This window comes from Vibrio cidicii, assembly GCF_009665415.1.
GTDB lineage: Bacteria > Pseudomonadota > Gammaproteobacteria > Enterobacterales > Vibrionaceae > Vibrio > Vibrio cidicii.
The window spans coordinates 1,593,647-1,617,434 of the sequence record NZ_CP035921.1 but is presented as its reverse complement, the minus strand read 5'-3'; the positions used below and the strand labels follow the sequence as shown (position 1 = coordinate 1,617,434).

General features: G+C 51.8%; 20 protein-coding genes. 11 read left to right on the top strand and 9 right to left on the bottom strand.

What is annotated here, in order from left to right; genetic code table 11:
• Positions 1 to 75 precede the first annotated feature (75 nt).
• The 4 genes from EWA64_RS08320 (at position 76) to EWA64_RS08305 (ending at position 4,830) form a co-directional block, all read left to right on the top strand.
• A complete protein-coding gene (locus EWA64_RS08320; RefSeq protein ID WP_061893714.1) occupies positions 76 to 1,632 on the top strand; it encodes an ABC transporter substrate-binding protein in 1,557 nt (518 codons plus the stop codon).
• Between the two features lie 161 nt (positions 1,633 to 1,793).
• Positions 1,794 to 2,771 (top strand): ABC transporter permease, encoded by a 978-nt coding sequence (locus tag EWA64_RS08315; RefSeq protein ID WP_061893715.1) that lies wholly within the window; start codon positions 1,794 to 1,796, stop codon positions 2,769 to 2,771.
• Between the two features lie 2 nt (positions 2,772 to 2,773).
• Positions 2,774 to 3,712, top strand: coding sequence for an ABC transporter permease (locus EWA64_RS08310; RefSeq protein ID WP_039422505.1), 939 nt, complete (start codon positions 2,774 to 2,776; stop codon positions 3,710 to 3,712).
• A gap of 152 nt (positions 3,713 to 3,864) precedes the next feature.
• The gene (locus EWA64_RS08305; protein WP_061893716.1) at positions 3,865 to 4,830 is read left to right on the top strand and encodes an SPOR domain-containing protein; all 966 of its coding nucleotides are present in this window, start codon (positions 3,865 to 3,867) and stop codon (positions 4,828 to 4,830) included.
• Positions 4,831 to 4,909: 79 nt separating this feature from the next.
• Here the strand turns inward: EWA64_RS08305 and EWA64_RS08300 are convergent, their stop codons facing one another.
• Positions 4,910 to 7,228 (bottom strand): hypothetical protein, encoded by a 2,319-nt coding sequence (locus EWA64_RS08300; RefSeq protein ID WP_061893717.1) that lies wholly within the window; start codon positions 7,226 to 7,228, stop codon positions 4,910 to 4,912.
• Positions 7,229 to 7,472: 244 nt separating this feature from the next.
• Between EWA64_RS08300 and EWA64_RS08295 the strand changes: the two genes are divergently transcribed.
• Positions 7,473 to 8,321: an outer membrane beta-barrel protein gene (locus EWA64_RS08295; protein WP_061893718.1), complete on the top strand. Its 849-nt coding sequence runs from the start codon at positions 7,473 to 7,475 to the stop codon at positions 8,319 to 8,321.
• Between the two features lie 7 nt (positions 8,322 to 8,328).
• Here the strand turns inward: EWA64_RS08295 and EWA64_RS08290 are convergent, their stop codons facing one another.
• The 5 genes from EWA64_RS08290 to EWA64_RS08270 all read right to left on the bottom strand — a co-directional run bounded on the left by EWA64_RS08290 (position 8,329) and on the right by EWA64_RS08270 (position 14,207).
• Entirely contained in the window at positions 8,329 to 9,933 is a 1,605-nt protein-coding gene (locus tag EWA64_RS08290) for a hypothetical protein (protein ID WP_061893719.1), read from the bottom strand.
• Positions 9,934 to 9,937: 4 nt separating this feature from the next.
• Positions 9,938 to 10,510 (bottom strand): ECF-type sigma factor, encoded by a 573-nt coding sequence (locus EWA64_RS08285; RefSeq protein WP_061893720.1) that lies wholly within the window; start codon positions 10,508 to 10,510, stop codon positions 9,938 to 9,940.
• Positions 10,507 to 11,943, bottom strand: coding sequence for a hypothetical protein (locus tag EWA64_RS08280; protein WP_061893721.1), 1,437 nt, complete (start codon positions 11,941 to 11,943; stop codon positions 10,507 to 10,509). Before EWA64_RS08280 ends, EWA64_RS08285 begins: the two co-directional genes overlap by 4 nt.
• A gap of 8 nt (positions 11,944 to 11,951) precedes the next feature.
• Positions 11,952 to 13,280, bottom strand: a complete 1,329-nt coding sequence (locus tag EWA64_RS08275) for a serine/threonine-protein kinase (protein ID WP_061893722.1) — start codon at positions 13,278 to 13,280, stop codon at positions 11,952 to 11,954.
• 138 nt (positions 13,281 to 13,418) lie between these two features.
• Positions 13,419 to 14,207 carry a hypothetical protein gene (locus tag EWA64_RS08270; protein WP_061893723.1) on the bottom strand — a complete coding sequence of 263 codons (789 nt, stop codon included), beginning with the start codon at positions 14,205 to 14,207 and terminating at the stop codon, positions 13,419 to 13,421.
• 99 nt (positions 14,208 to 14,306) lie between these two features.
• Between EWA64_RS08270 and EWA64_RS08265 the strand changes: the two genes are divergently transcribed.
• Positions 14,307 to 15,203 carry a response regulator gene (locus EWA64_RS08265; protein ID WP_039439149.1) on the top strand — a complete coding sequence of 299 codons (897 nt, stop codon included), beginning with the start codon at positions 14,307 to 14,309 and terminating at the stop codon, positions 15,201 to 15,203.
• 75 nt (positions 15,204 to 15,278) lie between these two features.
• Complete coding sequence (locus EWA64_RS08260; RefSeq protein WP_061893724.1) at positions 15,279 to 16,304, top strand: substrate-binding domain-containing protein; 1,026 nt, start codon at positions 15,279 to 15,281, stop codon at positions 16,302 to 16,304.
• A gap of 50 nt (positions 16,305 to 16,354) precedes the next feature.
• Here EWA64_RS08260 and edd read toward each other — a convergent pair whose 3' ends face one another.
• Together edd and EWA64_RS08250 are read right to left on the bottom strand one after the other, a co-directional pair.
• The gene (gene edd / locus EWA64_RS08255; RefSeq protein ID WP_061893725.1) at positions 16,355 to 18,151 is read right to left on the bottom strand and encodes a phosphogluconate dehydratase; all 1,797 of its coding nucleotides are present in this window, start codon (positions 18,149 to 18,151) and stop codon (positions 16,355 to 16,357) included.
• A complete protein-coding gene (locus EWA64_RS08250) occupies positions 18,148 to 18,669 on the bottom strand; it encodes a gluconokinase (protein ID WP_061893726.1) in 522 nt (173 codons plus the stop codon). The genes edd and EWA64_RS08250 overlap by 4 nt, the downstream gene beginning before the upstream one ends.
• Positions 18,670 to 18,822: 153 nt before the next feature.
• Here EWA64_RS08250 and EWA64_RS08245 point away from each other — a divergent pair, with 153 nt between their 5' ends.
• Positions 18,823 to 20,199 (top strand): GntP family permease, encoded by a 1,377-nt coding sequence (locus EWA64_RS08245; protein ID WP_061893727.1) that lies wholly within the window; start codon positions 18,823 to 18,825, stop codon positions 20,197 to 20,199.
• A 9-nt stretch (positions 20,200 to 20,208) separates the two neighbouring features.
• Positions 20,209 to 20,820: a bifunctional 4-hydroxy-2-oxoglutarate aldolase/2-dehydro-3-deoxy-phosphogluconate aldolase gene (locus EWA64_RS08240; RefSeq protein ID WP_061893728.1), complete on the top strand. Its 612-nt coding sequence runs from the start codon at positions 20,209 to 20,211 to the stop codon at positions 20,818 to 20,820.
• Positions 20,821 to 20,880: 60 nt separating this feature from the next.
• Here EWA64_RS08240 and EWA64_RS08235 read toward each other — a convergent pair whose 3' ends face one another.
• Complete coding sequence (locus EWA64_RS08235) at positions 20,881 to 22,008, bottom strand: MFS transporter (protein WP_061893729.1); 1,128 nt, start codon at positions 22,006 to 22,008, stop codon at positions 20,881 to 20,883.
• 138 nt (positions 22,009 to 22,146) lie between these two features.
• Between EWA64_RS08235 and EWA64_RS08230 the strand changes: the two genes are divergently transcribed.
• Positions 22,147 to 22,926 (top strand): AraC family transcriptional regulator, encoded by a 780-nt coding sequence (locus tag EWA64_RS08230; RefSeq protein ID WP_061893730.1) that lies wholly within the window; start codon positions 22,147 to 22,149, stop codon positions 22,924 to 22,926.
• A 73-nt stretch (positions 22,927 to 22,999) separates the two neighbouring features.
• Entirely contained in the window at positions 23,000 to 23,764 is a 765-nt protein-coding gene (locus tag EWA64_RS08225; protein WP_061893731.1) for a substrate-binding periplasmic protein, read from the top strand.
• Positions 23,765 to 23,788 lie beyond the last annotated feature (24 nt).

The following is a 23,788-nucleotide window of genomic DNA, read 5'->3' as shown; positions in this document are numbered from 1 at the left end:
CCAAGCTTGCTTGGCACAATAACAGACGCAAATACAACAACTAGGGATTCGGATTCCCGCATAAGGAGTTATGCAATGAAAACCATGAAAAGCAAACTAGTGGTCGCTTTAATGGCAGCAGGCCTTAGCCTGAGTGCTGCGGCTGCAGACATTAAAGTTGCTTATGATGCAGATCCAGTGTCACTTGACCCACACGAGCAGTTGTCTGGTGGCACCCTGCAAATGTCACACATGGTGTTTGATCCACTAGTTCGTTACACACAAAAATTGGATTTTGAACCTCGCTTGGCTGAAAAATGGGAACGTGTTAATGAGACCACGTACCGCTTCCAACTACGTAAAGGCGTGAAATTCCACTCAGGTAACGAACTGACGGCAGACGATGTGGTTTGGACTTTCAACCGTCTGCAAAACTCGCCAGATTTCAAAGCTATTTTTGAACCGTACGAAAAAATGGTCAAAGTAGATGATTACACCGTTGAGTTGGTCTCAAAAGGCGCTTACCCGCTGGTGCTGCAAACGGCGACCTACATCTTCCCAATGGACAGTAAGTTCTACTCAGGCACTACGGCGGACGGCAAAGACAAGTCGGAAGTGGTAAAACACGGCAACTCATACGCGTCTACCCACGTTTCAGGGACTGGTCCATTCATCGTCACTTCACGTGAACAGGGCGTGAAGGTTGAGTTTGAACGTTTCAAAGACTACTGGGACAAAGAGTCAAAAGGTAACGTGAACAAGCTGACTCTGGTTCCAATCAAAGAAGATGCGACCCGTGTTGCTGCGCTGCTGTCTGGCGGTGTTGACATGATTGCGCCAGTGGCACCGAACGATCACCAACGCGTGCAAGACGCGAAAGGCATTGATCTCGTGACGCTACCGGGTACACGTATCATCACGTTCCAAATGAACCAAAACAGCAACGAAGCGCTGAAAGACGTGCGTGTGCGTCAAGCGATCGTCCATGCGATCAACAACCAAGGTATCGTTGACAAGATCATGAAAGGTTTTGCAACCGCTGCGGGTCAACAAGGCCCTGAAGGTTACGCAGGCTACAACGCGGATCTCGTTCCTCGTTTTGATCTGAAAAAAGCCAAGCAACTGATGAAAGAAGCAGGCTATGAGAAAGGCTTTACCCTGACGATGATCGCACCGAATAACCGTTATGTGAACGATGCGAAAGTTGCTCAAGCCGCGGCGGCCATGTTGTCGAAGATTGGCATTAAAGTTGATCTGAAAACCATGCCAAAAGCGCAGTACTGGCCAGAGTTTGATAAGTGTGCGGCAGACATGTTGATGATCGGTTGGCACTCAGATACGGAAGATTCGGCGAACTTCTCTGAATTCCTCACTATGACGCGTAACGAAGAGACGGGTAAAGGCCAGTACAACTGTGGTCACTACTCCAACCCTGAAGTTGACAAGTTGGTTGAGGCATCAAACGTAGAAACCGATCCAGCTAAACGTGCAGCGATGCTACAGAAAGTCGAAGCAACGTTGTACAACGAGGCGGCGTTTGTTCCTCTACACTGGCAGAACCTAGCGTGGGGCGCAAAATCTACGCTGGACATCAAGCCAATCGTCAACGCGATGGACTTCCCATACTTTGGTGATTTGGTGGTTAAAGAGTAATTCTGCGCGAAGTACTCGCCCAGCCTTCGAGCGATCGAAGGCTGGGATTGTTTTCGGCACTGAGCTTTGTTTCAGTCGGGTTGAGTGCCATTTTCAGGCTGAATTCTTGTGTGATTGTCGCTCTAGACACGCATAGTCATGGATAGTTGAAGGGGCAAGGAATGTTTTCGTTTCTGGTCAAGCGCCTGTTTCAGGCACTGATAGTGATGTTTGTGATCAGTTTGGTGGCGTTTGCCATTCAGGATAACCTGGGCGACCCGCTGCGTGAGCTTGTGGGCCAGTCAGTTTCAGAAGCCGAGCGTCAAGCGCTGCGCGATGAGCTGGGCTTAAATGATCCCTTTATCACAAAATACACTCGCTTTGTCAGCGCTGCGGTGCAGGGCGACTTAGGCACATCTTATTTCTTCAAGCGCCCAGCGGTTGAAGTTATTCTGGATAAATTGGTAGCGACGCTGGAACTGGTGTTTGGTGCGACGTTACTTATCATCGTCTTTTCTATTCCTTTGGGCGTCTATTCGGCGATTCACCCCAAGAGCCTTTTTACCAAGATTGTCATGGCGGGCAGTAGTATTGGCATCTCGATCCCGGTCTTTCTCACCGCGATTATGTTGATGTACGTCTTCTCAATTGAATTGCAATGGCTGCCATCTTATGGGCGAGGTGAGACCTATAACTTGCTCGGCTGGGAGTCTGGTTTCTTTACTATTGACGGTTTGAAACACTTGGTGCTGCCATGTATTGCGCTGGCATCGATCATGCTGCCGCTGTTTATTCGTCTGGTGCGTTCAGAAATGCTGGAAGTGTTGAGCTCGGAATACATCAAGTTTGCCAAGGCGAAAGGTCTCGCGCTGAATAAAATTTATTATCAGCACGCGCTGAAAAATACCATGCTGCCAGTACTCACCGTCGGTGGGGTGCAGATTGGGACCATGGTGGCCTACACCATTTTGACCGAAACTGTGTTCCAGTGGCCGGGGACGGGTTTTCTTTTCCTTGAAGCGATCAACCGCGTCGATACGCCGCTGATCACCGCTTACGTTATCTTTGTCGGGCTGATTTTCGTGGTGACCAATACCATCGTTGACCTGCTGTATGGTCTGATCAACCCAACTGTAGACTTAACTGGAAAAGGAGCCTAATCATGTCACAAGTCGCTCAAGCTCCTTCAATGTTGGAGCGTTTTAAGCAATCGGATTTTCTTTACTATTTCAAGCGCGACAAAGTGGCGATGACCAGCTTTGGCATCTTTATGCTCTGCTTGCTGCTTGCGTTGGCCGCGCCGCTGATTGCGCCAACTAACCCTTATGATCTCTCTTCCATCGATATTATGGATGCCGAATTGCCCCCTTCTTGGATGGAAGGCGGCGATGAGAAATTCCTGCTTGGTACGGACGAGCAAGGTCGCGATATTCTTTCCACCATGCTGTATGGCTCGCGTCTGTCGCTGACCATTGGTTTCCTTGCGGTGGCATTGCAGATGTTCCTGGGCATCATCATCGGTTTATCGGCAGGCTATTTCGGTGGCCGTATCGACAACTTCTTGATGCGTTTTGCGGATATTCAGCTCTCTTTCTCTACCATGATGGTGGCGATCATTGTTTCGGCGATTTTTAAAGCCAGCTTTGGCAGTGATTTCTACAGCCAGTATGCAGTGGTGATGCTGGTGGTGATCATCGGTGTGGCCGAGTGGCCGCAGTATGCGCGTACCATTCGTGCCTCCGTGTTGGCCGAGAAGAAGAAAGAGTATGTCGAAGCGGCGCGCGTGATGGGCTTTAAAGCGCCGCGCATTATGTTCCGCCACATTCTGCCTAACTGTTTGTCGCCGATTTTGGTCATTTCGACTGTGCAGGTGGCCAACGCGATTATGTCGGAGGCGGCCCTATCGTTCCTTGGCTTAGGTTTGCCGGTGGACCAACCTTCGCTTGGCGCGCTCATCAGTATCGGCTTTAACTACATCTTCTCTGGTGCGTGGTGGATCACCGCCTTCCCTGGTGTTGTATTGGTCACCTTAGTACTGGTGATTAACTTGCTCGGCGACTGGCTGCGCGATGTTTTCAACCCGAAAATCTACAAAGGGTGATCTGAGATGATTGATTTATAATCGAAAATCTACCTAAACTAAGAGTCGTAAGCTATTACGGCTCTTTTTTTGCTTGTCATTTTTTATTCACCGTAGCGGTGCTCAGTAGGCCGTTGCCGATAAGTTCATTGACGATAGGTAGAGTGAAGCGTATGGAAAGGAAAAAGGCGATGCGACGACCACGGATGGGCCTCAAAGGATTCGGGCTCGGCGTGTTGATCTACTCTTTGGTGGCAAGTTTCTCCACTCAGGCCGCTGAATTTTTATGTGAAGCCACCCAAGCCAGCAGTAATGAATTGCCGATGCTGGACAAAAATTGCCCTATTGGCGCAGGGTTATGGGGAAAAAAAGTGCCCAGTGGCGACAAAGCGGATTATTTCTGGATCCAATGCGGTATTTTAAGTAAGCCGATGCCGCTGGATAACGCCAAGCCGCTGTATAAACAGATCACAACCGACATTTGGATGAAGCCTGAGAATAAGGGCTACCGTTGCTTAATTGGCCCTTATCAATCCTTTGACCAAGCGAGCACAGATTTAAAACGCGTGCGCAGCTTGTCGAGCTATAAAGAGGCCTTTATCCGTGTGGTGGAGTCTACAGCGCCAATGCAAACGGCGAAATCGAACGCTGCCTCGGTAGTAAAACCCGCAGAAAAAATGCCTGCCAAGACGCCCGCAAAACCAATGGCCGCGAAGGTTGCTCCGTCGCCAAGCCAAGCGGCGCCAGCTACCAAAGCACCGCTGGCAACGGCTGCGCCTAAAACGCTGGTGAAACAAGGTGATACGCCTGATATTGAAATTCGCCGTCAAGCTGAACTCAAAGGACGTACCTACGCTGTGCCTTATGTGCTCGACGATGACCACCAGTTTTACATGGAACACAACCAAGCGTGGAATCGCTTAGATTACGAAGGAGCTGGTGTGGTATGCGCGGACATCGACATGCGCCTTGCCACCGATGAAGAATTTCTTACCTTGCTGGATTCGCGAGTGATGGAGACCCAGAGTTGGCCGATTCATCTGCCGTATTGGGGGCGGGGGAAAAAAGGATTGTTTACCGATGGCCGCATCACGCAGCTAAAAGGCTCTTCGCTGTTGAATGTGTTGTGCGTTAAGTAGCTTAAGCCCCCCAAAAAAACTTGAGAAAACCAAAAAATAAGCCCCGCGATGCGGGGCTTGGTATTGTATATAGGCTTGATTATTCGTTGTCACCAGTACCAGTCCAAGTCATATTGAACTTAATGGCTTCAATGTATTCACCTTGACTGTCTTTTACTTTGCCAACGAAGCTGTAAACGTTGTTCACGGTTAGGGCTGGTAGATCAAAGTCGATGGCCGCGTGGACAATATTGTTTTCTTTGTTGTTGTAGCACTCGAAGTTACTGTCCCACTGGCCACCTGAAGAGATTCCGTTTCCGAGCCCCTCACCAGTGAACAGCATTTTATCATAGAACTCACTGGCGTCTGCACAGGTGAAGTTTTGGTCTTCAATCTCAAGGATCAGGTTCGCATCCATGACATTGTCATCTTGCGGGTTAGTATTTTCGAGCAGAGACATCGACACCTTGCCAGTGGCGAATTGGCCTTCAGTGGCGGTTGGCAATGTCATTGGGAACATGCGTTGGTCTGAGCCGTTGTCCGAGCGTAGCTGGATGCGAGCTTCAGCATCAGCCTTACGGCTAAATATCGTGTATTGTTCCGTTTTGTTTTCAGCTAAATTGTGCCAAATCAGCACTTTTGCTCCCGGTGCGATCTCACTGGCATCTTTGATGGTCAGTTCAGCTTGCTCGGTGCCTTCGTCACTGGTAAAAGTGGCTGTAACCACACTGCCTTGCAGTTCATAAGTGCCGTTAAACCAAGAACTGGCTTCAACATCACCACATTGGGTCAAGTTATCGAGTGTACGTACGTTGCCCGAAACAATACCATTTTCAAAGCGCAAGGTATCACACCAGATGCGATCGTAGCCAAAATCCGTTTGTTGAGTACCACCACCGTGTTCAAGTCTGTACCAAGTAATACCTTCTAGAGGATGGGTCGCAGGCGGCGTTACACCAGCTTTGACTTCAGGCATCAAGAAAGTCACGGTTGGCGACTGAGCATTTTTATCGTCGCTCACGCTTACGGTGATCTTCCCTTTCTGATTCCATGCCGTTTTAGGGGTACCAGAAATGGTTACGATAAGGTTCTCAAGATCTGTATTTGAAGAAAGACCATCGACAACGCCGCCGAGCCCAACCGTAGTTGATTTAATCACACCATCATTGTCGCTAAAGAGTGACGCCAAGTTAATGGTTTGCGAGAACAGTTCACCTTCTTGCAACTGCCAGCCATCAATTTCGGCTTGAATTTGTGCTTTGGCCTCTTCATTGACCACAGGTGCAAGGTTTGCTGACGTTACCTTGAGCATCAGTTTGGTGCTGACTGGTGAACCGACTAGGCTGGCATCACTCGCTTTATCTTGTGCTTGCAGCACAATGGTAAATTCACCCGCTTTGACCACGCCGCTTTCTTTCGCTGAGATCACCAAATCAGAGCCATCCATGTTCGCCACAAGGCCAGCTTCAGTCAAAGTAGAGGCTGTACTGACCTTAATCTCGATAGTTGGCTGGTCAAGATCACTAAACAAACCATTAAGCACAATCCTCGCAGGTGAGAAATTTTCCTCTTGCACTATGGTTAGTGCGTTGAGGCTTTTCTGTGCTTGGCTTTGTACTGTGCTACTAACGACCAGTTTGCTATTGACGATTTCGCTTGGTGCGAGCGTCTCGTTTTCTGGAGCGGTGTCTTTAATTACCGGTTTGTAGTTGACCTCGTTGACTTGCTCAGAGGTCAATGTTGCGACGATTTTGCCGGCTTCTTCAGCAAATTGGACGGCTTTTTTGTCGTAACTGCTTGGGTTAGCGGCTTTAGATTCGGTTAGGATCTGTGCCGTTTTGTGTAGGTTGGCGTTTTTGTCGCTACCGTCGATGAAATTGCTTAGTGGTTTGATTGGCTGCGCATCAGTGCCGCCAAGCGCCGTGCTCACTTTCGCAACGGCCTCTTGCTCACTGGCCCCTGCTGCCATTTCAATCGCTACCAAGTCGGTGAGTGGAGAGATCACACTAGAAGACGCAGGAGCGCGCAGAACTACTTCATGCGCCATTGCTTGCGTTGGGTGGTCCATGTCGATGGTGTATTTACCCGCGTAAGTGGCGGCGTCGTGGTTGGTCAGCGCAGTTTGTACTGCACCGCCCGGAGTCAGCGTTTGCAGTGCCAAGACACCTTGCGTACCTGCAGGGATCTCTTTGCGACCTTGCTCATCGGTGAGGCCGAAAAGGGTATCGGTACCGATATCCAGTTTGCCGTTGTTGTTTTGATCAAGAAACACCACCGCTTGGTTAAAGTAACCATCAAAACCAGTGATGACCACTCCGCCAGGAGCCACATTGCTGTTTGAACCTGAACCACTGTCTGAACCACCACAACCTGTTAAAGCGATGGCCACTGACGCTGCCAGCAAACTTACCTTTTTCATCTGAGATCCCTTTTCATTCTCTTTTTGTTCAATGGAATGGCTGATGCCGATCCCTTCTTCATTAAGCCGAGGAAGAAGAGACAAAATTGTCGTCTATTTAAAAGGCTTGAGCTCAAGATGCAAGACACGGAAAAGGTTAAAAAAACCGTAAAATATATTTTGATTTTTTTATCATTAGTTGGCTTGGAAAACCTGCTCATCTCGCTACCATCTGCCCCTCAATTCGAAGAAAAGGGAGAGGTAAATGAAACAGTTAGCTTGGCTGGTGGTATTGAGTGGTTCGGTTGTTGCGCAAGAAGCGCCGCAGGAGACCAAGTTTGGTTACTCTTACTTCACCTTTGGTTTGGAAAATATCACCTATCAGGAAAACTTCCCGGCGACTCAGTCTGAGGTGACCGTCACCAATCTGGTGCTCAATTCCGGTGGTTTGTATCGCATCAATGATCAGTTTGATTTTTCGATTGATGCTCTGGCGACATTTTCTCCCTCCTCTGCCGATGAAGAGTGGCATCAAGGTGGTCAGTTGATGCAAACCAACCAGTTTGAGTACACCAAGGCTTCAACCACGGTTTTGCTGCATTACAAATGGCAGAACGATTGGCGCTTGGTGGCGGGACCTGCGTTTAGCTATCAAACCTACAAGCGTTTTGCGCTGCGCGGAGAAAATGGCTATGTGAATCCGGTGTTCAGTGAAGACAGCACTTGGGAAGAGAAATCGACCGACATCTTTTTAGACGCAGGTATCGCCTATGACAGCGGCCATCTCTACGGTGCGAGTCCTTGGCGGGTGAGCGGCCGTTGGACTGCGGGCATCCCTGTGTGGAGCGTGACGGAAAACAGCCGTTTTGCCAATGTTCAGTTTGATGATTTTGGTTTTCGTACCTCGGCGGAAGCCTCACTCAGTTACCGAATTATGCCGGGCCTATCGCTCGCCTGGTATGTGATGATGGGCTACGAGAAACGCTTTGAGTCAGACCCGCAAAACGTCATGATCAAAGATGCTCAGGGCGTGCCGCAGCCGCGCCAAGCTTGGCTACCGGATGCGGACACTTGGACCTTGAGCACTGGCATTCAGGCGTTATGGAACTTCTGACCCAGCGTTAAGGCTTGATGGGGTGGTGATAAATCAGATTGATTTTTAACTCTTCCAGCAGGTGCGCGTACTGCGCTTTGGGGCGGAGAATATAGCTGTAGATTTCGCCCTCAATAAAATCGTTGTCATCGCGGTAATCGTGATTGATCGCCAGTGATGTTTTTCCTGCGCCCGATGGAAAAGCAAAGCAGGCCACCTCGGCCACGCCCTCGATGTTGTAGCTGTAAGAGACAATATCTTCGTAGCCGCCACGCCCAGCGACGACGGACAAGTCAAAATAGGGCAGCAAGATAGAGCAATCAAAGCTGCCACGCGCCGCGTGAATGTTAAGGTCGGAATCAAACCGTTGGTAGCTGCTGGGGTCGGTCGCTTGGCGTTCAAAAATGTAGTTGCCGACTTTCGCCGCAACGTAATTGGGCTCACGGTCGTTAGGCTGACCAGCGGTAAACCGGTCATCAATAAACAGGTCATCAATAAACAGATAGTCAAAAAACTGCATTTGATAGAGCGTTTGCCCGGTATGCACGTTCAGTCGCTGTTCCATCGCTTGCTTGTCAGTCAGCATGGTGTAAGTGTGGTAGCGGTTGCCATCTTGCACTGTGATGAGATGATTGGTCAGACCTGCCTTGATGTTGGAGGGGTAACTCTTGCGCAGTAGCCAAGTTTGCTGAGCATCAAAAGCCGACAGGCTGCTGGTGAGGATTAGCGTCTCGTCTTGCTGTTCAAATTCGCCAATCAGGCGCAGTGAATCATCATTAGGACACGCACGCCGCTGGTTGGCTGCGGCAAAGTAGACCTGATGATTGACCAGCTTCCACGCTTCGCAGTAGATCACTTCGTACGGGTAGCGCGTGCCAGCAAAGTTCTGGCTGGCGACGAGGCGATAGAAAGTTTGGCCAATCAAGGGATGAGTAAAGGCGTGACCCGTTTCGCCAATCGCAGGCAGATCAAAGCGCGCCGTTACCCAAGCATCGTCAGCCATTCCGTGGTGATCATCGCGCGCTGAAATCAGCAGTTGTGGTGACTTCACCGCTTGGTTTGGGCTGCCGACGATCGTCAATGGGCTGGTCGCACTGAGCTTTAATCCGGGAACGTTGAGCTGCACTCGGGTACTCAGTGCATCGTCGTCAGGATCACGAAACAGACCGTCAATCGCCAAGGTATAGCGCAGTGGTGCGCCTTGGTCGAGATCCCAGCCTGCTATCTGACTTTGCAGCGCCTGCTGCACAGTGGCAATGATTTCGGGTGGACGATTCTGGCCCACGCCTTTATTGCCCTCGCTAGTGGAGGTGAGAGCCTGTGTCGTGCTCAAGGTCAGCTCGACTTGCTCCTTCGCTTCCTCTTCCGGCGAAGCTTGCTCTTGTTGCGCCGTGGTGGGCGGTTTCGGTTCAATGGGTTGGGTGATGGTCGCAGGCGGTGTCACTGAGGCGGGCGTCGTAGGGCCGACCTTGTTACCAGGCGGGCTTGCCTTACTTGCCATCGATCGGGGGTCAGCGGCCTGCGCGAGTAACGTCGCTGCTGCTGGCGATGGCGCTTGGCTTGGGGTGAGCAAGTGCCAGAGTGCCAGCGCGACGAGCGACGCGGCAGCAGTGAAAATCGCTTTAGCTCGCATCAGCTTACGCCATCCTTGATTGCAGCCAGCAGCGGGAGAATTTGAGGTCTTTTTCAATCAAGCTGGCGCTGCACTCGAGCAGTTCGCTGATCTCCTCGTTTTTCATCCCCATCAGGTATTTGAGTTTAAGTGCGTTGGACTGACGCGGGTAACGGATGCTGAAGTTGTCCAGTACCTTGTCCATGATGATCAACTGCTCGATTTTTTCATCCTGTTCGTGGGGCAATTGCGTCACTTGCTGACGTTTCTGCGCCTGTAGCGCGCGGGCGTTGTCGATCAAAATCTGCCGCATCACTTTGGCGGCCATAAGGAAAAAGGCCCGCTTGCTAGTGATCTCACTCCGATCGCTGTTCGACATTTTCAAATAGGCATCGTGAATTAAAGCGGTGGTACTGTTGACGCTGTCGGCCAGCACTTGGTTCTCTGTGCCATATTTCTCTGCACTGCGCTCGCGCTCTTGCTGGGCAATGTGGCGCAACTGCAAATAGGCAAACTGATAGAGCTGGCTTTCGGCCTGCTTATCGCCCGCCTGCCACTGGCGGATAATTTGGGTAAGTTGTGAGCTTGCTGTTTTCATGAAGCTTCTCCTGCGACTTTGACAAATTCAGAGATGCGATAGGTATCGATCCGGTCGGAGCCGTCTCGTTGTGGGGAAACTTGCTGCTGGTAACGGTACAAAATCCCTTGATCCCACCCTTGACCGGCGGGCAGATACTCCCAAGTGGTGTACTGCGCCGGGTACTCGGTGGGAAACCAGCGCACCATGATGTTCATCTGCGCCAGCTGCGCGTAGCCGTTGGGGTTTTTGAGCCACCACATGTCGGCGTATTGTGCGCTGACCTCTTGCGGGTAACTGCGCCGCGTTGTCGGGCAGCGCTCAACGCTACTTGGCCCTGCAAACACCTTACCCTGCTCGACCAGCAGGCAGCGCTCGCTGATATCACTCTCTTGGTAGACGGTCTCTTTCCACACCCCTTGGTAAGCAATGCGGTTGCCAAGCGATTCTGGGTAAGTAAACCAGATCATTTCGCTGCGATTGGCATGCGGGACGCGTTCGCTACGCCCCATGCCTTGCACTTTACCGAGGATCAGTTGGGTTTGCGGATCGAAGTTGAGCGCCACGGAGCGATATTTCCAATCCCCTTCGTCGTCGAAATCGTCCAAAGAAAAGCCATTGAGATCGTTACGGGTACAGCCTTTGGCCGCGCAGCCAACCACCCCTTGCCAGTGGGCAAAATGGCTCAGCGGCTCAACCGTTTTATGCGCGTGCGGCTGGGCTCGGTCTAAAAAGCAGCCATTGAAATAGTCACCAAGGCTCGGGTATTGGATCAGGCTGTCAGCGGTGATTTCAAAGCTCATCGCACCAATCGGCGTGTGGTAGTCTGGCCGTTCGAGATGGCGTACATCCAGCGCGCAAGCGCGTCCGCGCCAATCTTTCTTCTTGATCATGATGTTGCTCAGACGGGTATTGAGCGGCGAAAAAATCACCTCGTCGGAGATGAAATGCTGCTCAATGTAGCGCTGGCTCTGGTTTAGGTGCGCCACCGCCTCTTTGACCGACACCAGTGGCAGGTCCAAAAGCTCGGCACTGTGGTCGAGAAAATTGAGATCGATGCGCTGCAACTGCTGCTGAAATTGAGGGTTGGAGAGCACGCTACTGACCAGCACTATCTCATCGCGATTTTCCGGCGTGCTGTCGAGTGACAGTAGCAGGCGCGTAAGGTTGATACTGCGGCTTGGTTTGGTGCTGGCCAGCGTTGGCGTAATCACTTCCTGAGCGGAAAGGGTGGTGAGCAGGTAGCCTTGCTCATTGGGAGCGAGGAAAAAACTCACCACATCGCCGGGCTGGTATTGAAATGCCCCTTTGTGAGTTAAACCGCTCAAATTTGAGCTTGTTTTGTAATAGAGCCCGGTGACGGGCGCATCGATAAAATAGCCGGTTTTGGGCGACGTGGCGTGGGCCATAAGGCTGCCCAACCACAGCAGAGTGAAAGAAAAAATCCGTTTCATAGTACTACTTATTTGTGAGTTTCAGTGCGGGTGGCGTCAACACTCTGTTTTTTCGGCACCGGAGTGAGCATCGCCAGCAGCATCTTCTGTTTGATGTGTTTGGGGATCTCAGGGTTGGAGAGAATCCGTCGCCGCGTCATCTCCAGCATGGCGTTGACCGACAGCTCCGTCGCGTCGTTGCCCTTGCTGTGAAACATCAAACTGGTCACTTCGTACATCATCTCTTCAGCGATCAATTTTTCTTGATGCAATTGACGGTTTTTCGCCATTAAAGTGCTGGTGAAGCTCACCCCCGAAATCAGCAGCAAGATGATTAACAGTGAAGGGATAGGGCGGCGCTGCAACAGGCGGCGCGTGGTGTAAAAAGGGTTATGCAGTTTGAGCGAAATGGGGCGGCACGCCAGCACATTTTCGATGTCGTGGCGCAGCTCGCTGACGCTGAGATAGCGCTCTGCGGTGCGTTGCGCGGTCGCTTTGTCGCCAATCAAACGAAGATCCGAGTGCTTGGGCTGCGCGGGGAAAAGCAGCTGCAAAATTTTGCCCAGCGAATAGAGGTCGCTTTGCTGGGTGAGATACGCGCCCGCTTTCTGCTCTGGGCTGGCGTAATGTTCGCTGTAGGCGAGCAGGCCGAGCTGCCCTTCGCCGCAGGCCGGAGGATACACTTTTTGCGTTAAGTTAAAATCGAGCAGTTTAGGTCGCTGGTCTTTATCGATGAGAATGTTTTCTGGCTTTAAATCGGCGTGCAGAACCTGATTTTGATGGGCATGCTCAATGGCTTGGCAGATGTGGCGAAACAGGGTCAGTTTTTGCGCCTTACTAAGCGAGTTTTGCTGCAAAAAGCGCTCAAGCGTCACCCCTTCGACCCGTTCCATCACGATGTAAACCGAATCCTGATGCATGCCGCCGTCAAACACCTTAGCGATGCACGGGTGATTGAGTCGCGCCAAAAGCTGCGCTTCATCAAATAGCGCCCGAGTGCCCAAAATGTTGCTTAAGGTCGGTTGAATGAACTTGATCGCCAGTTGCTGCTCGAAGGTTTGATCGGCGCGATACGCCGCGTACACCACCCCCATTCCGCCACGACCGAGCTCGTGAGTGAGCTGGTATTTGTCGATCAGGTGACCGGAGAGATCCAGTGTTGCGTGGGTTGCTTGCTGAGCGTGAAACCCCAGCAATTGCGTGAAGGGCTCTTGTCCGTCGGCTTCGAGCAAAGGCATGACGCTCTGATACAACTCAAGCGAACTCTGTTTGAGCTTTTGAAGAAAGTCTTGTTTCTGATTGTCATCGAGATCCAGCAGATGATAGAAAACCTGCGTGGTACTGGAACCTAACTGCACTGTACGTTTCTAATTCTTGTTTAATTCGCCGTAAGTCTATAAGAAATTTGTAATATATGTGATATTTTTCTTATTTATGAGATAGCATTCTCATAAAATAATCATGGTGTTAATCGCTGACTGTGGCAAGTTTGGCACTTAATTGGCATCCGATGACTGAGAATCACTGAGCTCCAAATACTTCTTCTCGATAAAAGCTTTCTCTCGCCCTAAATGTAGCAACTGTTTTTGGCTGGCGGCCAGTTGCTGCTTGAGCTCATTCAGCTCTGACGCTTGCGGCGCTGAAGCCGTTTGGTTGGCTAACTGGCGCTTATAGTTTTCAATGGTGGCCAAAAGTTGCTCTTTCTCTTTGGCAAAGTTCTGCTCTATGTCCTGAAATCCGCCGCTTTCGCTGATCATGATGTATTCACGCTCCAGCTGCTCAAACTGCTTTTCGATCGCTTCTTTCTGCTGGCGTAGCCCGGCGACGGTATCATTCTGCTCCAGCAGGATATTTTTGGCTTTACGTAGCCCTCGGGTACTTTTATCCAGATCACCTTTCAGCTTGCGGATGAGTTGGTGCGATTTGGACAGTTTCTGATTGAGCAGCTCAATCGACGCTTGCTCTTCACGGCTGTGGCCGCTGCTCGCAGCGCGGATCTCAGCGACCTGTTGCTCCAAAGCCTGTTGGATTTGCACCAGCGCATTTAAGGTTTCGCGGTTTTCATTGCTGTAGTTGAGCGCGTGATTGACCGACTCTTCGCACAGCGCTTGAGCTGATTGACTGAGTGCACCACTTTGGGTTGAGGAGCCAATCGCTTGGCGAAACTCGCGCAGCATCAGCCAGAGAATGACAAACCACAGCAGCAAGATCAGCAAGCCGAGATTGATGGCGAGGGTCATCAACAGATCGGGGCCAAGTTCATTTAGCAGCAATTCCAAAGACATAGATAATCAACTTTATGACTAGTGGTATGGCTAAGTTTAGATGCTAGCGATTTTTGTGCCTATAATTTAAACAGTTTTCGCAGTGGAGCTGGCGGTAAGGTGAAGATACTGATAGTCGATGACAGCAGGGCAACGTTAGAAATTGTGCGCAAAGCGCTGCAAAGTTTTGGTTATCGTCGCTTGTCGATTGAAAAGACCAACAGCGCGACACAAGCGCTGGAGACGATCGAACAATGGCAGCCAGACATAGTGCTGACCGACTGGCACATGCCGGATATGACGGGCTTGGCGCTGGTGGAAACGGTGTCGCAGCGCTACCCGCAGATCAAAATCGCCATGATCACCACTGTGGATGATGAGGCGCAAATCGCTCAGGCCAAAGCCGCCGGTGCCAGTTTTGTGTTGAGCAAACCGTTTGATGATGAAGCGCTGCACCGCAAACTGCTGCCTTTAGTGCAAGGGGCGGAAGAGAGTGAAAAAGCGCTGGATGCTTTGGTGGAAGTGCAAAAAGAGTTGGCGCTTCCCAAGCTCAGCCAACTGGAAAAGCTGCTGAAAAAGGTGGTGCACAGCGAGATTGAACTGAACAATATTCGCTTGCAGCAGTTTGATGACAGCAAGGTGCCGTGTCTGATCGCCATTTACGAAGATGGGGAAACGCAAAAACCGCGCGCCGTAGCCGTGCTTGATATTTACGCGGTGTGCGTGCTGGCGTCGGCCAATCCGCATATTTCGCCCGAGCAGCTAAGCCAAGCGGTGCACAAAAAGATGGTCAGCAAAGCGATACTCGACACCTGCCAGCGGGTGCTGGATAAATCCTCGTTAGCGTTTCTCGACAGCTTGACGCGCAAAAGTCTGCGGCTCAAAAGCGTCAGTTTTGCGCCGCAAGCGTTTGATAAACTCAAAGTGCTGTTTAATAAGGAAGCCGACAAGCGGGTCGATTTTTCCTGCCAGTTGCAGCAAATGGCGCAAGGCAAAATCACTTTAGTCGGCTTTTAGCCGTGTCGACTGGTTGTGCCTGTGCCGCAGACGGGTCATAATGTTACACGTAACATTACTGATAAAAAGCGTTTTATGCCTCAACATACCTCTGCCGCGCCCAGCAGCAAAAAAGCACGCACGACTTTACAAGATGTCGCCGACCAAGTGGGCGTGACCAAAATGACCGTTTCGCGCTATCTGCGCAATCCGCAGTCGGTCGCGGAAAAGACCCGCGAGAAAATTGCCGCGGTGATTGAGGAGCTCGGTTACATCGAAAACCGCGCCCCAGCGATGCTGTCCAAATCGTCCAGCCGCGCAATTGGCATTCTGCTGCCCTCTTTGTCCAACCAGATTTTTGCCTCTTTTGTGCAAGGAATTGAAACCGTCACCAAAGCGCACGGCTACGAGACGCTGTTGGCCCACTTTAGCTATGACGAGTTAGAGGAAGAGCGCAAAATTGCCTCGCTGCTCTCTTATCAGGTGGATGGGCTGATTTTGACCGAGAGCCACCACACCGAACGTACCTTGCAGATGATCAAAAACGCCGGCATTCCCGTGGTGGAAACCATGGAGCTGCCGAGCCAACCGATTGATATGGCGGTCGGGTTGGATCACATTGAGGCGTCGTATCAGGTGGTGAAGCGCATGATTGCCTCGGGTAAGCGGCACATCGCCTATTTTGGCGCGCGTTTAGACACGCGCACTAAGCTGCGCATGCAAGGTTATGATCGCGCCATGCTCGAAGCAGGCTTGATTCCACAACACGTTCTCACGGGCGATCACTCCAGCTTTTCTCTCGCCGATGAGTTGCTGCAACGCGCGCTGGCCATTATGCCGACGCTCGATGGGGTGTTTTGTACCAACGATGACATTGCCATCGGCACGCTGCTGGTGGCTCAGCAGCGCGGTATTGCCGTGCCTGCGCAGTTGGCGGTGGTTGGGTATAACGCGCTCGATATCGGCCAAACCATCAGCCCGAAACTGACCAGTGTCGATACGCCTCGTTTTCAGATCGGCGAGAAAAGTGCCGAGCTGCTGTTGGCGCGTTTGCGTGGAGAGCAGCCCGAGCAAAGCGTGGTGGATATGGGCTACAAAATTACCGCTGGCGAGAGTGTGTAACTCGGTCGATGTGATTAAAACCAAGGGCGCGATGAACGCGCCCTTGTTGATCAGACGATAAAACTCGCCCCTTGATCGGCGCTGCTGACATGCTGGCGCATCACCTGAAACAGATGGCGTCCCCAAGTTTGCTGGCTTGCCTCTGTATCGATTTCAAGCACGCAGCGACCTGTTGTGTCGCTGAGATTATTAAGCTCGCCCGTTTGGCAGTCGAGACGTAGCCAATCACCATCACGCACTAAACCAATTGCTCCGCCACGTATCGCTTCTGGAGAGACGTGAATGGCCGATGGAATTTTGCCCGACGCGCCCGAGAGTCGGCCATCGGTGACCAGCGCCACTTTAAAGCCCGCCTTTTGCACATTGCCGAGAATTGGCATCAGCTTGTGCAGCTCTGGCATACCATTTGCCGCTGGGCCATTGTGCGTCACCACCACGATGCAATCTCGGTTGAGCTCACCGCGCTTATAAGCCGCTTCCACCTCATGCTGGCACTGGAACACCAGCGCTGGCGCTTCAATTACGCGCTGCTCTTCTTTCACCGCAGAGACTTTCACCACCGCTTTGCCCAAATTGCCAGTCAGCACTTTTGTACCGCCTGTAGACTGGAAAACGCAGCCTTTGTCGGCGATCACATGGCTATCGAACGTACCCTCACATGGTGTCCAAACAAGCTTACCGTCGACGAGGTTTGGTAGGTTCATTTGGTCTTCGAACTCGCCAAATACCGGCTTGGCATCACGATGCAGCAGAGCCGATTCATTCAAGCGATGCAGCAGTGCAGGCACGCCACCCGCTTGCTGGAAGGCGTTCATATCCGCCGGGCCGTTCGGGTATACGCGTGCTAGCAGTGGCACCACGTCTGACAAATCACTGATGTCCTGCCACGTCAGCGCCAGTCCGGCAGCGCGCGCCACCGCCAGCATGTGAATGGTGTGGTTGGTGCTACCACCGGAAGCAAGTAGGGCGACAATGCCGTTGATCAGGCTTTTTTCAGTGACCACTTCAGCCAGCGGGCGATAGTGGGCAGAGCCGGCGGTCATGGCCGCAATTTTGATCGCTGCATGTTCAGTCAGCGCGTGTCGGAGCTCGGAGTTTGGATGGATAAACGCCGAGCCGGGTAACATCAATCCCATCGCCTCAAACACCAGTTGGTTGGTGTTGGCGGTGCCGTAGAAGGTACAGGTGCCGACGGAGTGATAGGCGCGACACTCCATATCGAGCAGCGCCTCTTTGCCCACGTCACCCGCGGCGTATTTTTGGCGAATATCGACTTTTTCTTCATTGCTGATGCCCGTTGCCATGAGCCCCGCTGGCACAAACGCGGTAGGCAAGTGTGCGTAAGCGAGTGCGCCCATCAGTTGTCCGGGGGCAATTTTGTCGCAAATGCCGAGCAGCAAGGTGGCGTCAAACACATTGTGGCTCAAAGAGAGGGCTGTGGATTGCGCGATCAGATCACGCGAAAAGAGCGACAAGTCCATCCCCGGCTGGCCTTGGGTCACGCCATCGCACATTGCAGGCACGCCGCCCGCTACTTGCGCCGTGTGGCCGTATGGAGCCAGCGCGGCTTTGATTTGCGCGGGATAGAATTGATAAGGCTGATGCGCGCTCAACATGTCGTTGTAAGCGTTGATGATGGCGATATTGGCGTGGGTGAAGTTGAGAATGCTCTGCTTTTCGGCCGAGCAAGACGCCGCGACCGCGTGGGCCAAATTGCCGCAAGATAGATGAGCGCGCGCTTTGCCATGTTGTGCCTGTTGCGCGGTGCGGGCTAAAAATGCCGCACGGCTTTGCGCGCTGCGCTTTGAGAGGCGTTCGGTGACCGCAAGAATAACCGGATGAGTCATAAGGTGACCTCGCTTTGTGCGATCAATGCGGCGGCGGCTTCTTCCACCACCTGTTCGATGGGCGCGTCGATAGAAACAATCAGGGTTTGCGGCTCATCGTCCGGGCGCTCTAAGGTGGCAAACTGGCTGTTGACCATGTTCTCTTTCATAAAATGGCCTTGGCGCTGGCGCATACGCTCTAAAATCAGCGCCTTATCGCCGTCGAGAAACAGAAACGTCACGTTACGGTTGCCATCGCGGATCTGGTCGCGGTAACACTTTTTCAGCGCCGAGCAGACAATCACGCCGTGTTCATTTTTGCTCTCTAAGCTATACGCCGCATCACGAATGCGCTCCAGCCATGGCGTGCGGTCGTCATCGTTCAGCGGCTGACCAGAGGCCATTTTCTGAATGTTAGCGCGAGGATGAAGATCGTCGCCGTCAATGAATTTACGCCCCAGTTTTTTCGCCAAAAGCTCACCGATGGTGGTTTTACCGCTCGCGCAGACACCCATCACAATGACACTACTACCCGCCATAATTTGCCCTCATAACTAAACTTGCGCGTGATCTCAAAATTGAAATTCACTTGGAAATATGGGTTTATCTTATTCATGTTATCGGTAACATGTTACCGGTAACTTCAATAAATGTGAACCACAACACAAACTATAATTCGTAAAGGTGAACCTATGGAACAGCTAGCCCAAACCCCTGATCCTACGTATCTTTTAACCGTTGCAGCGCTGGCGATTGCCGCCTTGCTTCTCCTTATCATCAAACTCAGAGTGCACGCTTTTGTCTCTCTGATTACCGTCAGTTTGGCGACAGCCATCGCCACTGGCGTCACGGCAGACAAAGTAGTGCCCACCATGCTGGGAGGCTTTGGCGGCACACTGGCCTCTGTGGCGCTGCTTGTTGGCCTTGGCGCCATGATTGGCAAAATTTTGGAAGTGACGGGCGGGGCGAAAGTGCTGGCCGACACCATGATCGGTCGCTTTGGCAAAGAGCGTGCGCCGCTTGCACTGGGGGTTGCTTCGCTGCTGTTTGGTTTCCCGATCTTTTTTGACGCTGGCCTTGTGGTGATGATGCCGATCATCTTCAGTGTGGCCAAACGCTTTGGCGGCTCACCGCTGAAATATGCCTTGCCCTCTGCGGGCGCATTTGCGGTGATGCATGCGTTTGTGCCGCCGCACCCGGGCCCAGTGGCGGCGGCGGAGTTTCTCGGCGCGAACATCGGCCTGTTGCTGGTGGTTGGGATCTTGGTCGCGATTCCGACTTGGTATCTTGGTGCCTACTTGTTTGGTCTATATGCTGGCAAAAAATTCGACATTCCGCTGTCAAAAGCTTTTTTTAACAGCGATGCGATTGTCGATGAAAGCAAATTGCCAAAATTTGCCACGGTAATGACCATCTTAGTGCTGCCCGTATTACTGATCTGCTTGGATACCGGCTTAAACACGCTGGCAGTGGCGGGCGTTATCGACGGTAAAACACCCTTGGTGGCGTTTTTACGCATGCTGGGTAAAACGCCGGTGGCGCTGCTCATCACCTTGGTGGTGTGTCTGTTGGCGTTTGCCAAAGATTACGGCATGGCGAAGTTGGAAAAGCTGTGCGGCGATTCACTCGCGCCGATTTGTGGTGTGATCCTCGTGACAGGCGCGGGCGGCATGTTTGGCGGTGTGTTGCGCGCCAGTGGTATTGGTGATGCGCTGGCCAACGTGCTGACCGATACTGGCATGCCGGTGATTGTGGCCGCGTTTGTCATCTCCACTTGCTTGCGCGTCGCGCAGGGTTCGGCCACTGTGGCGCTAACGACGACGGCGGCACTGATTGCGCCTGTGGTCGCGGCAACAACAGGCTTGAGCGAACTGGATCTGTGCTTTATCGTGATCGCCATTGCTGGTGGCGCGACGGTGCTGTCTCACTTTAACGACTCCGGTTTCTGGTTGGTTTCCCGCTTGATGGAAATGGACGAGAAAACCACTTTAAAAACTTGGACGGTAATGGAAACGTTACTTGGTGGTATCGCCTTTATTATCGTTGCAGCATTGAGCTTTATTCTTTAGAGGTGATTGATGAAAACACTTGAACAACGATTAAGAGAGATCAAAATCGTCCCAGTTATCGCTATCAACGATGTAGCACACGCCTTGCCACTCGCGAAAGTGTTGGTAGAAAACGGTTTACCTTGTGCGGAAGTGACATTCCGCACCGAGGCAGCGGCAGAATCGATTCGTCTGATGCGTGAAGCGTACCCTGATTTGCTGATTGGCGCAGGTACGGTGCTGACCACGGAGCAAGTGGACATTGCCATCGAAGCGGGGGTGGATTTTATTGTCAGCCCCGGCTTTAACCCAACCACAGTGAAATACTGTCAGCAACGCGGTGTGACCATCGTACCGGGCGTTAACAACCCAAGCCTAGTGGAACAAGCGATGGAAATGGGGCTGCGTACCCTGAAGTTCTTCCCAGCAGAGCCATCAGGCGGTGTCAACATGCTTAAAGCACTAACCGCGGTTTACCCTGTGGAATTTATGCCAACTGGTGGCGTCAGCCCATCTAACGTGGCAGATTACCTAGCGCTGAAATCGGTTGTTGCCTGTGGTGGCACGTGGATGGTGCCAACCGCCATGATGGACAACGGCGACTGGGACGGCATCGCCGAACTGGTTCGCGCGGTGAAGTAAAAAATAGTGCGCCATAACGCAAAAGGCCATCGTTTGATGGCCTTTTGTATATTAGCGGAGTTAGCCCTTCGTTTTACCCGATAGAGTCAGCAGTACAGTGGCGCAGCCGCACGTGATAAGCACCCAGCCAAGGTGGCCGACGAGCGCCGCGATGGCTAAGCCAGCGCCGATCAACAGGTAATACATCAAGCCAAATAGCGCGCCAGCACTGCCTGCCTGCGTTTTGTATTGTGGTAACGCCATACTCAGCACATTCGGAATGGCTATGCCAAACGCCATCACCACTAACAGCATCGGGGCGACAAACCAGATCGACGCCTGTAACGCGTAAACTGCAATAGCGCCGAGCGTCAAAAGCAGTGACGCGGCTTTCAATAAGCTCTGCTGTGACATGTTTTTGGCCAACAAGCTTTTATTCACATAGCTTCCAAGTAATGAGCCGAGCCCAAGCACGAGACCGCTGTAGCCGAACTGTTCGGCGGAGTAACCGAGCGTGGCAAATGCAAAAGCGCCGAGTTGGTAGTAAGAGAACAGGGCAATGTTATACAGCGCCACCAAGAAGGCCGAACGCCAGATGTGCGCATCTTTGACCATACGTCTGCTCAATGCACCCAGTGCAAGGGGATGTTTGCTTTGCTGGGTTTCTGGCAATTTGACGAAGTTGTAGAGCAACAAGGCAAGCGCCAAGACAAACAGAGCCAGAAAGACCGCCGCATGGCCGCCAAGCTGGGCGAGTTGCCCGCCGCTAAACATGCCGATCACCGGGCTGATGGAAATCCCTAAGCCCATTAAGCTGAAGACTTTGCCAAGCTCCGCGCCAGTAAAACAATCACGCAACATCGTTTGGGTCACGACCGAGCCGACAGCGATACCAAACGCACTGCAAGCGCGCGCCAACATTAAAACGGTAAAGCTGTCGGTGTACATCGCGGCAAACGCACTGGCAGCGTAGATCAACAAGCCCAGTAACATGGTGGGGCGTCTTCCCCATTGATCAGCCAAAATGCCCCACACTGCGACGCCGAGTGCAAACGCGCCAAAATAGATCGAGAGAGTTTGCGCCGCTTGCGCGTAAGAGACGCTAAATGTCCGTGCAATCGAGCCTAAGGCGGGGCTGTAAATGGTTTCGACAATTTGCGGAAACATCAGCATCACGACCATTAAGCCAAGAGAGGGTTTTGCTTTCATTGCGATTCTCACCTTTGTTTTGTTCGCGGTGAGTATATCTGCCATGATATTGGGTAAGTTAACGACATTAAGAATGAAAACATCAACATTCGGACAGGCGAAGATGGCTGGATGTGAATACGGATGGTAAGAGACATTATGGCAGTGATTACCCCAGCAACCCAATTTGACGCCGATGCGTTGCCCGCCAGCGTTATTGGGATCGCCTCTGAGATCGGCCAGCACGATTCCGGCATGCATCAACACAGCAAAGGGCAGTTGCTTTACGCGCCGAAAGGCTGCATGACTTTTATACTGGACCATTCGCTCTGTACTTTGCCGCCGACCAAAGCCGTGTGGATCCCGCCCAACCTATCTCATCGCGCGGTGATGACCAATGTGGTGGCCTATCGCTCGCTCTATTTTGATTGTCGCCAGTTCACGGCGCCGGTGGAGTTGGTGATGATCGATGTTAACCCACTATTACAAGCGTTGATTGAACGCATGGCGTTTTGGCCGTGGGACAAAGCAGAAGCAGAGATGCGCAATACCGTCGCGCTGTTTTGGGAAGAGTTCGCGAGCGCCAAACGCCACTTTTTCCAGCTCCCCTTGCCACAAGATGCCCGGTTACAACCGTTTCGCGCCGCGATGACCCAAGATACTTTTTTAGCGCCCTCAGCATCTGAGCTGGCCGAGCGTGTTGGCCTGAGTAGCAAAACCGTCACACGAATGTTTCAAAGCGACACGGGCATGTCGTATCAAGAGTGGCGCCAGCAGTGGCGCTTGCTCAAATCAATCGAACTGCTTTCGTCAGGCCTGTGTGTCACCGATGTGGCGTATTGGCTGGAGTTTGCCTCAGACAGCGCCTTTATCGCCTTTTTCAAAAAGCAGACTGGCTACCCGCCGTTGCACTTTATCAAACTTGGGCAAAACTTATGAAGGAGTAGCAAACACATAGACCAAGTCCAGTGATGGATTCTGCGTTTACCCGTGACTAGCTGGAGGAATTCGCATGAGTCGAACCGTTAAATTATTAATGTTGGGGTGGTTAGGATTATTTTTTTCAACACCACTGTGGGCCAGTGTCACTTGGCAAGGACATTGTCGAGACAGGCTCCCTTTTCTTTATTACGAAGAGGGTCAGTGCAAAGGGCCGGGTGGGGATGTGATCACTCAAGCCATCAGTAAAATGGGTCATCAAATCGAATGGACCAAAGCGCCTTGGGCGAGAACCATTGGTGTTGCTCCACAAGGTGGTGTTGACATCATCCCTTTGCATTCGATGAATGAAGAGCGTGAGGCGTACTTACATCCTCTCTTGATGGGCTACGGAAAAAGAGAAGTGTTTTACTTCACTCGTAAAGACTCTGATATCGATGCGCAAGATTTTGATGAAATCGTCAGTAAAGGGTATGTGATTGGTGCGCTCAATGGCAGTTTCTATAGTTCGCAATTTAATCAAAATGTGGATAAGTTGCGCACAAACTTTGTCACCAAGGGTGATCAATTGATCAACATGCTCAAGGCGGGTCGGTTGGATCTGGTTATCACTTCAGAGCAGCATGGTTTGGAGGTGTTTGACAGCGATCCGGAGTTGAGAAAAATCGCCTACAAAGACGTGTCGCTGAATGGGCGGTTTTTTAGTGTCCCTAAGCGCTCTGCGAATTATCAATACATAGATCAATTAGAAGCGATTTTATTGGAGATGCGACGCTCAGGAGAAGTCACTCGTATCTATGAATCTTATGGTTTAGAAGCACCGATCCAGCAAGAATGACCTTGTGGTTGTGAGGTGGAAGCA

Excerpts from the sequence above, each read along its gene's own strand:
- EWA64_RS08320 (WP_061893714.1), top strand. The coding sequence starts at position 76 with ATGAAAACCATGAAAAGCAAACTAGTGGTCGCTTTAATGGCAGCAGGC.
- EWA64_RS08315 (WP_061893715.1), top strand. The coding sequence starts at position 1,794 with ATGTTTTCGTTTCTGGTCAAGCGCCTGTTTCAGGCACTGATAGTGATG.
- EWA64_RS08310 (WP_039422505.1), top strand. The coding sequence starts at position 2,774 with ATGTCACAAGTCGCTCAAGCTCCTTCAATGTTGGAGCGTTTTAAGCAA.
- EWA64_RS08305 (WP_061893716.1), top strand. The coding sequence starts at position 3,865 with ATGGAAAGGAAAAAGGCGATGCGACGACCACGGATGGGCCTCAAAGGA.
- EWA64_RS08300 (WP_061893717.1), bottom strand. The coding sequence starts at position 7,228 with ATGAAAAAGGTAAGTTTGCTGGCAGCGTCAGTGGCCATCGCTTTAACA.
- EWA64_RS08295 (WP_061893718.1), top strand. The coding sequence starts at position 7,473 with ATGAAACAGTTAGCTTGGCTGGTGGTATTGAGTGGTTCGGTTGTTGCG.
- EWA64_RS08290 (WP_061893719.1), bottom strand. The coding sequence starts at position 9,933 with ATGCGAGCTAAAGCGATTTTCACTGCTGCCGCGTCGCTCGTCGCGCTG.
- EWA64_RS08285 (WP_061893720.1), bottom strand. The coding sequence starts at position 10,510 with ATGAAAACAGCAAGCTCACAACTTACCCAAATTATCCGCCAGTGGCAG.
- EWA64_RS08280 (WP_061893721.1), bottom strand. The coding sequence starts at position 11,943 with ATGAAACGGATTTTTTCTTTCACTCTGCTGTGGTTGGGCAGCCTTATG.
- EWA64_RS08270 (WP_061893723.1), bottom strand. The coding sequence starts at position 14,207 with ATGTCTTTGGAATTGCTGCTAAATGAACTTGGCCCCGATCTGTTGATG.
- EWA64_RS08260 (WP_061893724.1), top strand. The coding sequence starts at position 15,279 with ATGCCTCAACATACCTCTGCCGCGCCCAGCAGCAAAAAAGCACGCACG.
- edd (WP_061893725.1), bottom strand. The coding sequence starts at position 18,151 with ATGACTCATCCGGTTATTCTTGCGGTCACCGAACGCCTCTCAAAGCGC.
- EWA64_RS08250 (WP_061893726.1), bottom strand. The coding sequence starts at position 18,669 with ATGGCGGGTAGTAGTGTCATTGTGATGGGTGTCTGCGCGAGCGGTAAA.
- EWA64_RS08245 (WP_061893727.1), top strand. The coding sequence starts at position 18,823 with ATGGAACAGCTAGCCCAAACCCCTGATCCTACGTATCTTTTAACCGTT.
- EWA64_RS08240 (WP_061893728.1), top strand. The coding sequence starts at position 20,209 with ATGAAAACACTTGAACAACGATTAAGAGAGATCAAAATCGTCCCAGTT.
- EWA64_RS08235 (WP_061893729.1), bottom strand. The coding sequence starts at position 22,008 with ATGAAAGCAAAACCCTCTCTTGGCTTAATGGTCGTGATGCTGATGTTT.
- EWA64_RS08230 (WP_061893730.1), top strand. The coding sequence starts at position 22,147 with ATGGCAGTGATTACCCCAGCAACCCAATTTGACGCCGATGCGTTGCCC.
- EWA64_RS08225 (WP_061893731.1), top strand. The coding sequence starts at position 23,000 with ATGAGTCGAACCGTTAAATTATTAATGTTGGGGTGGTTAGGATTATTT.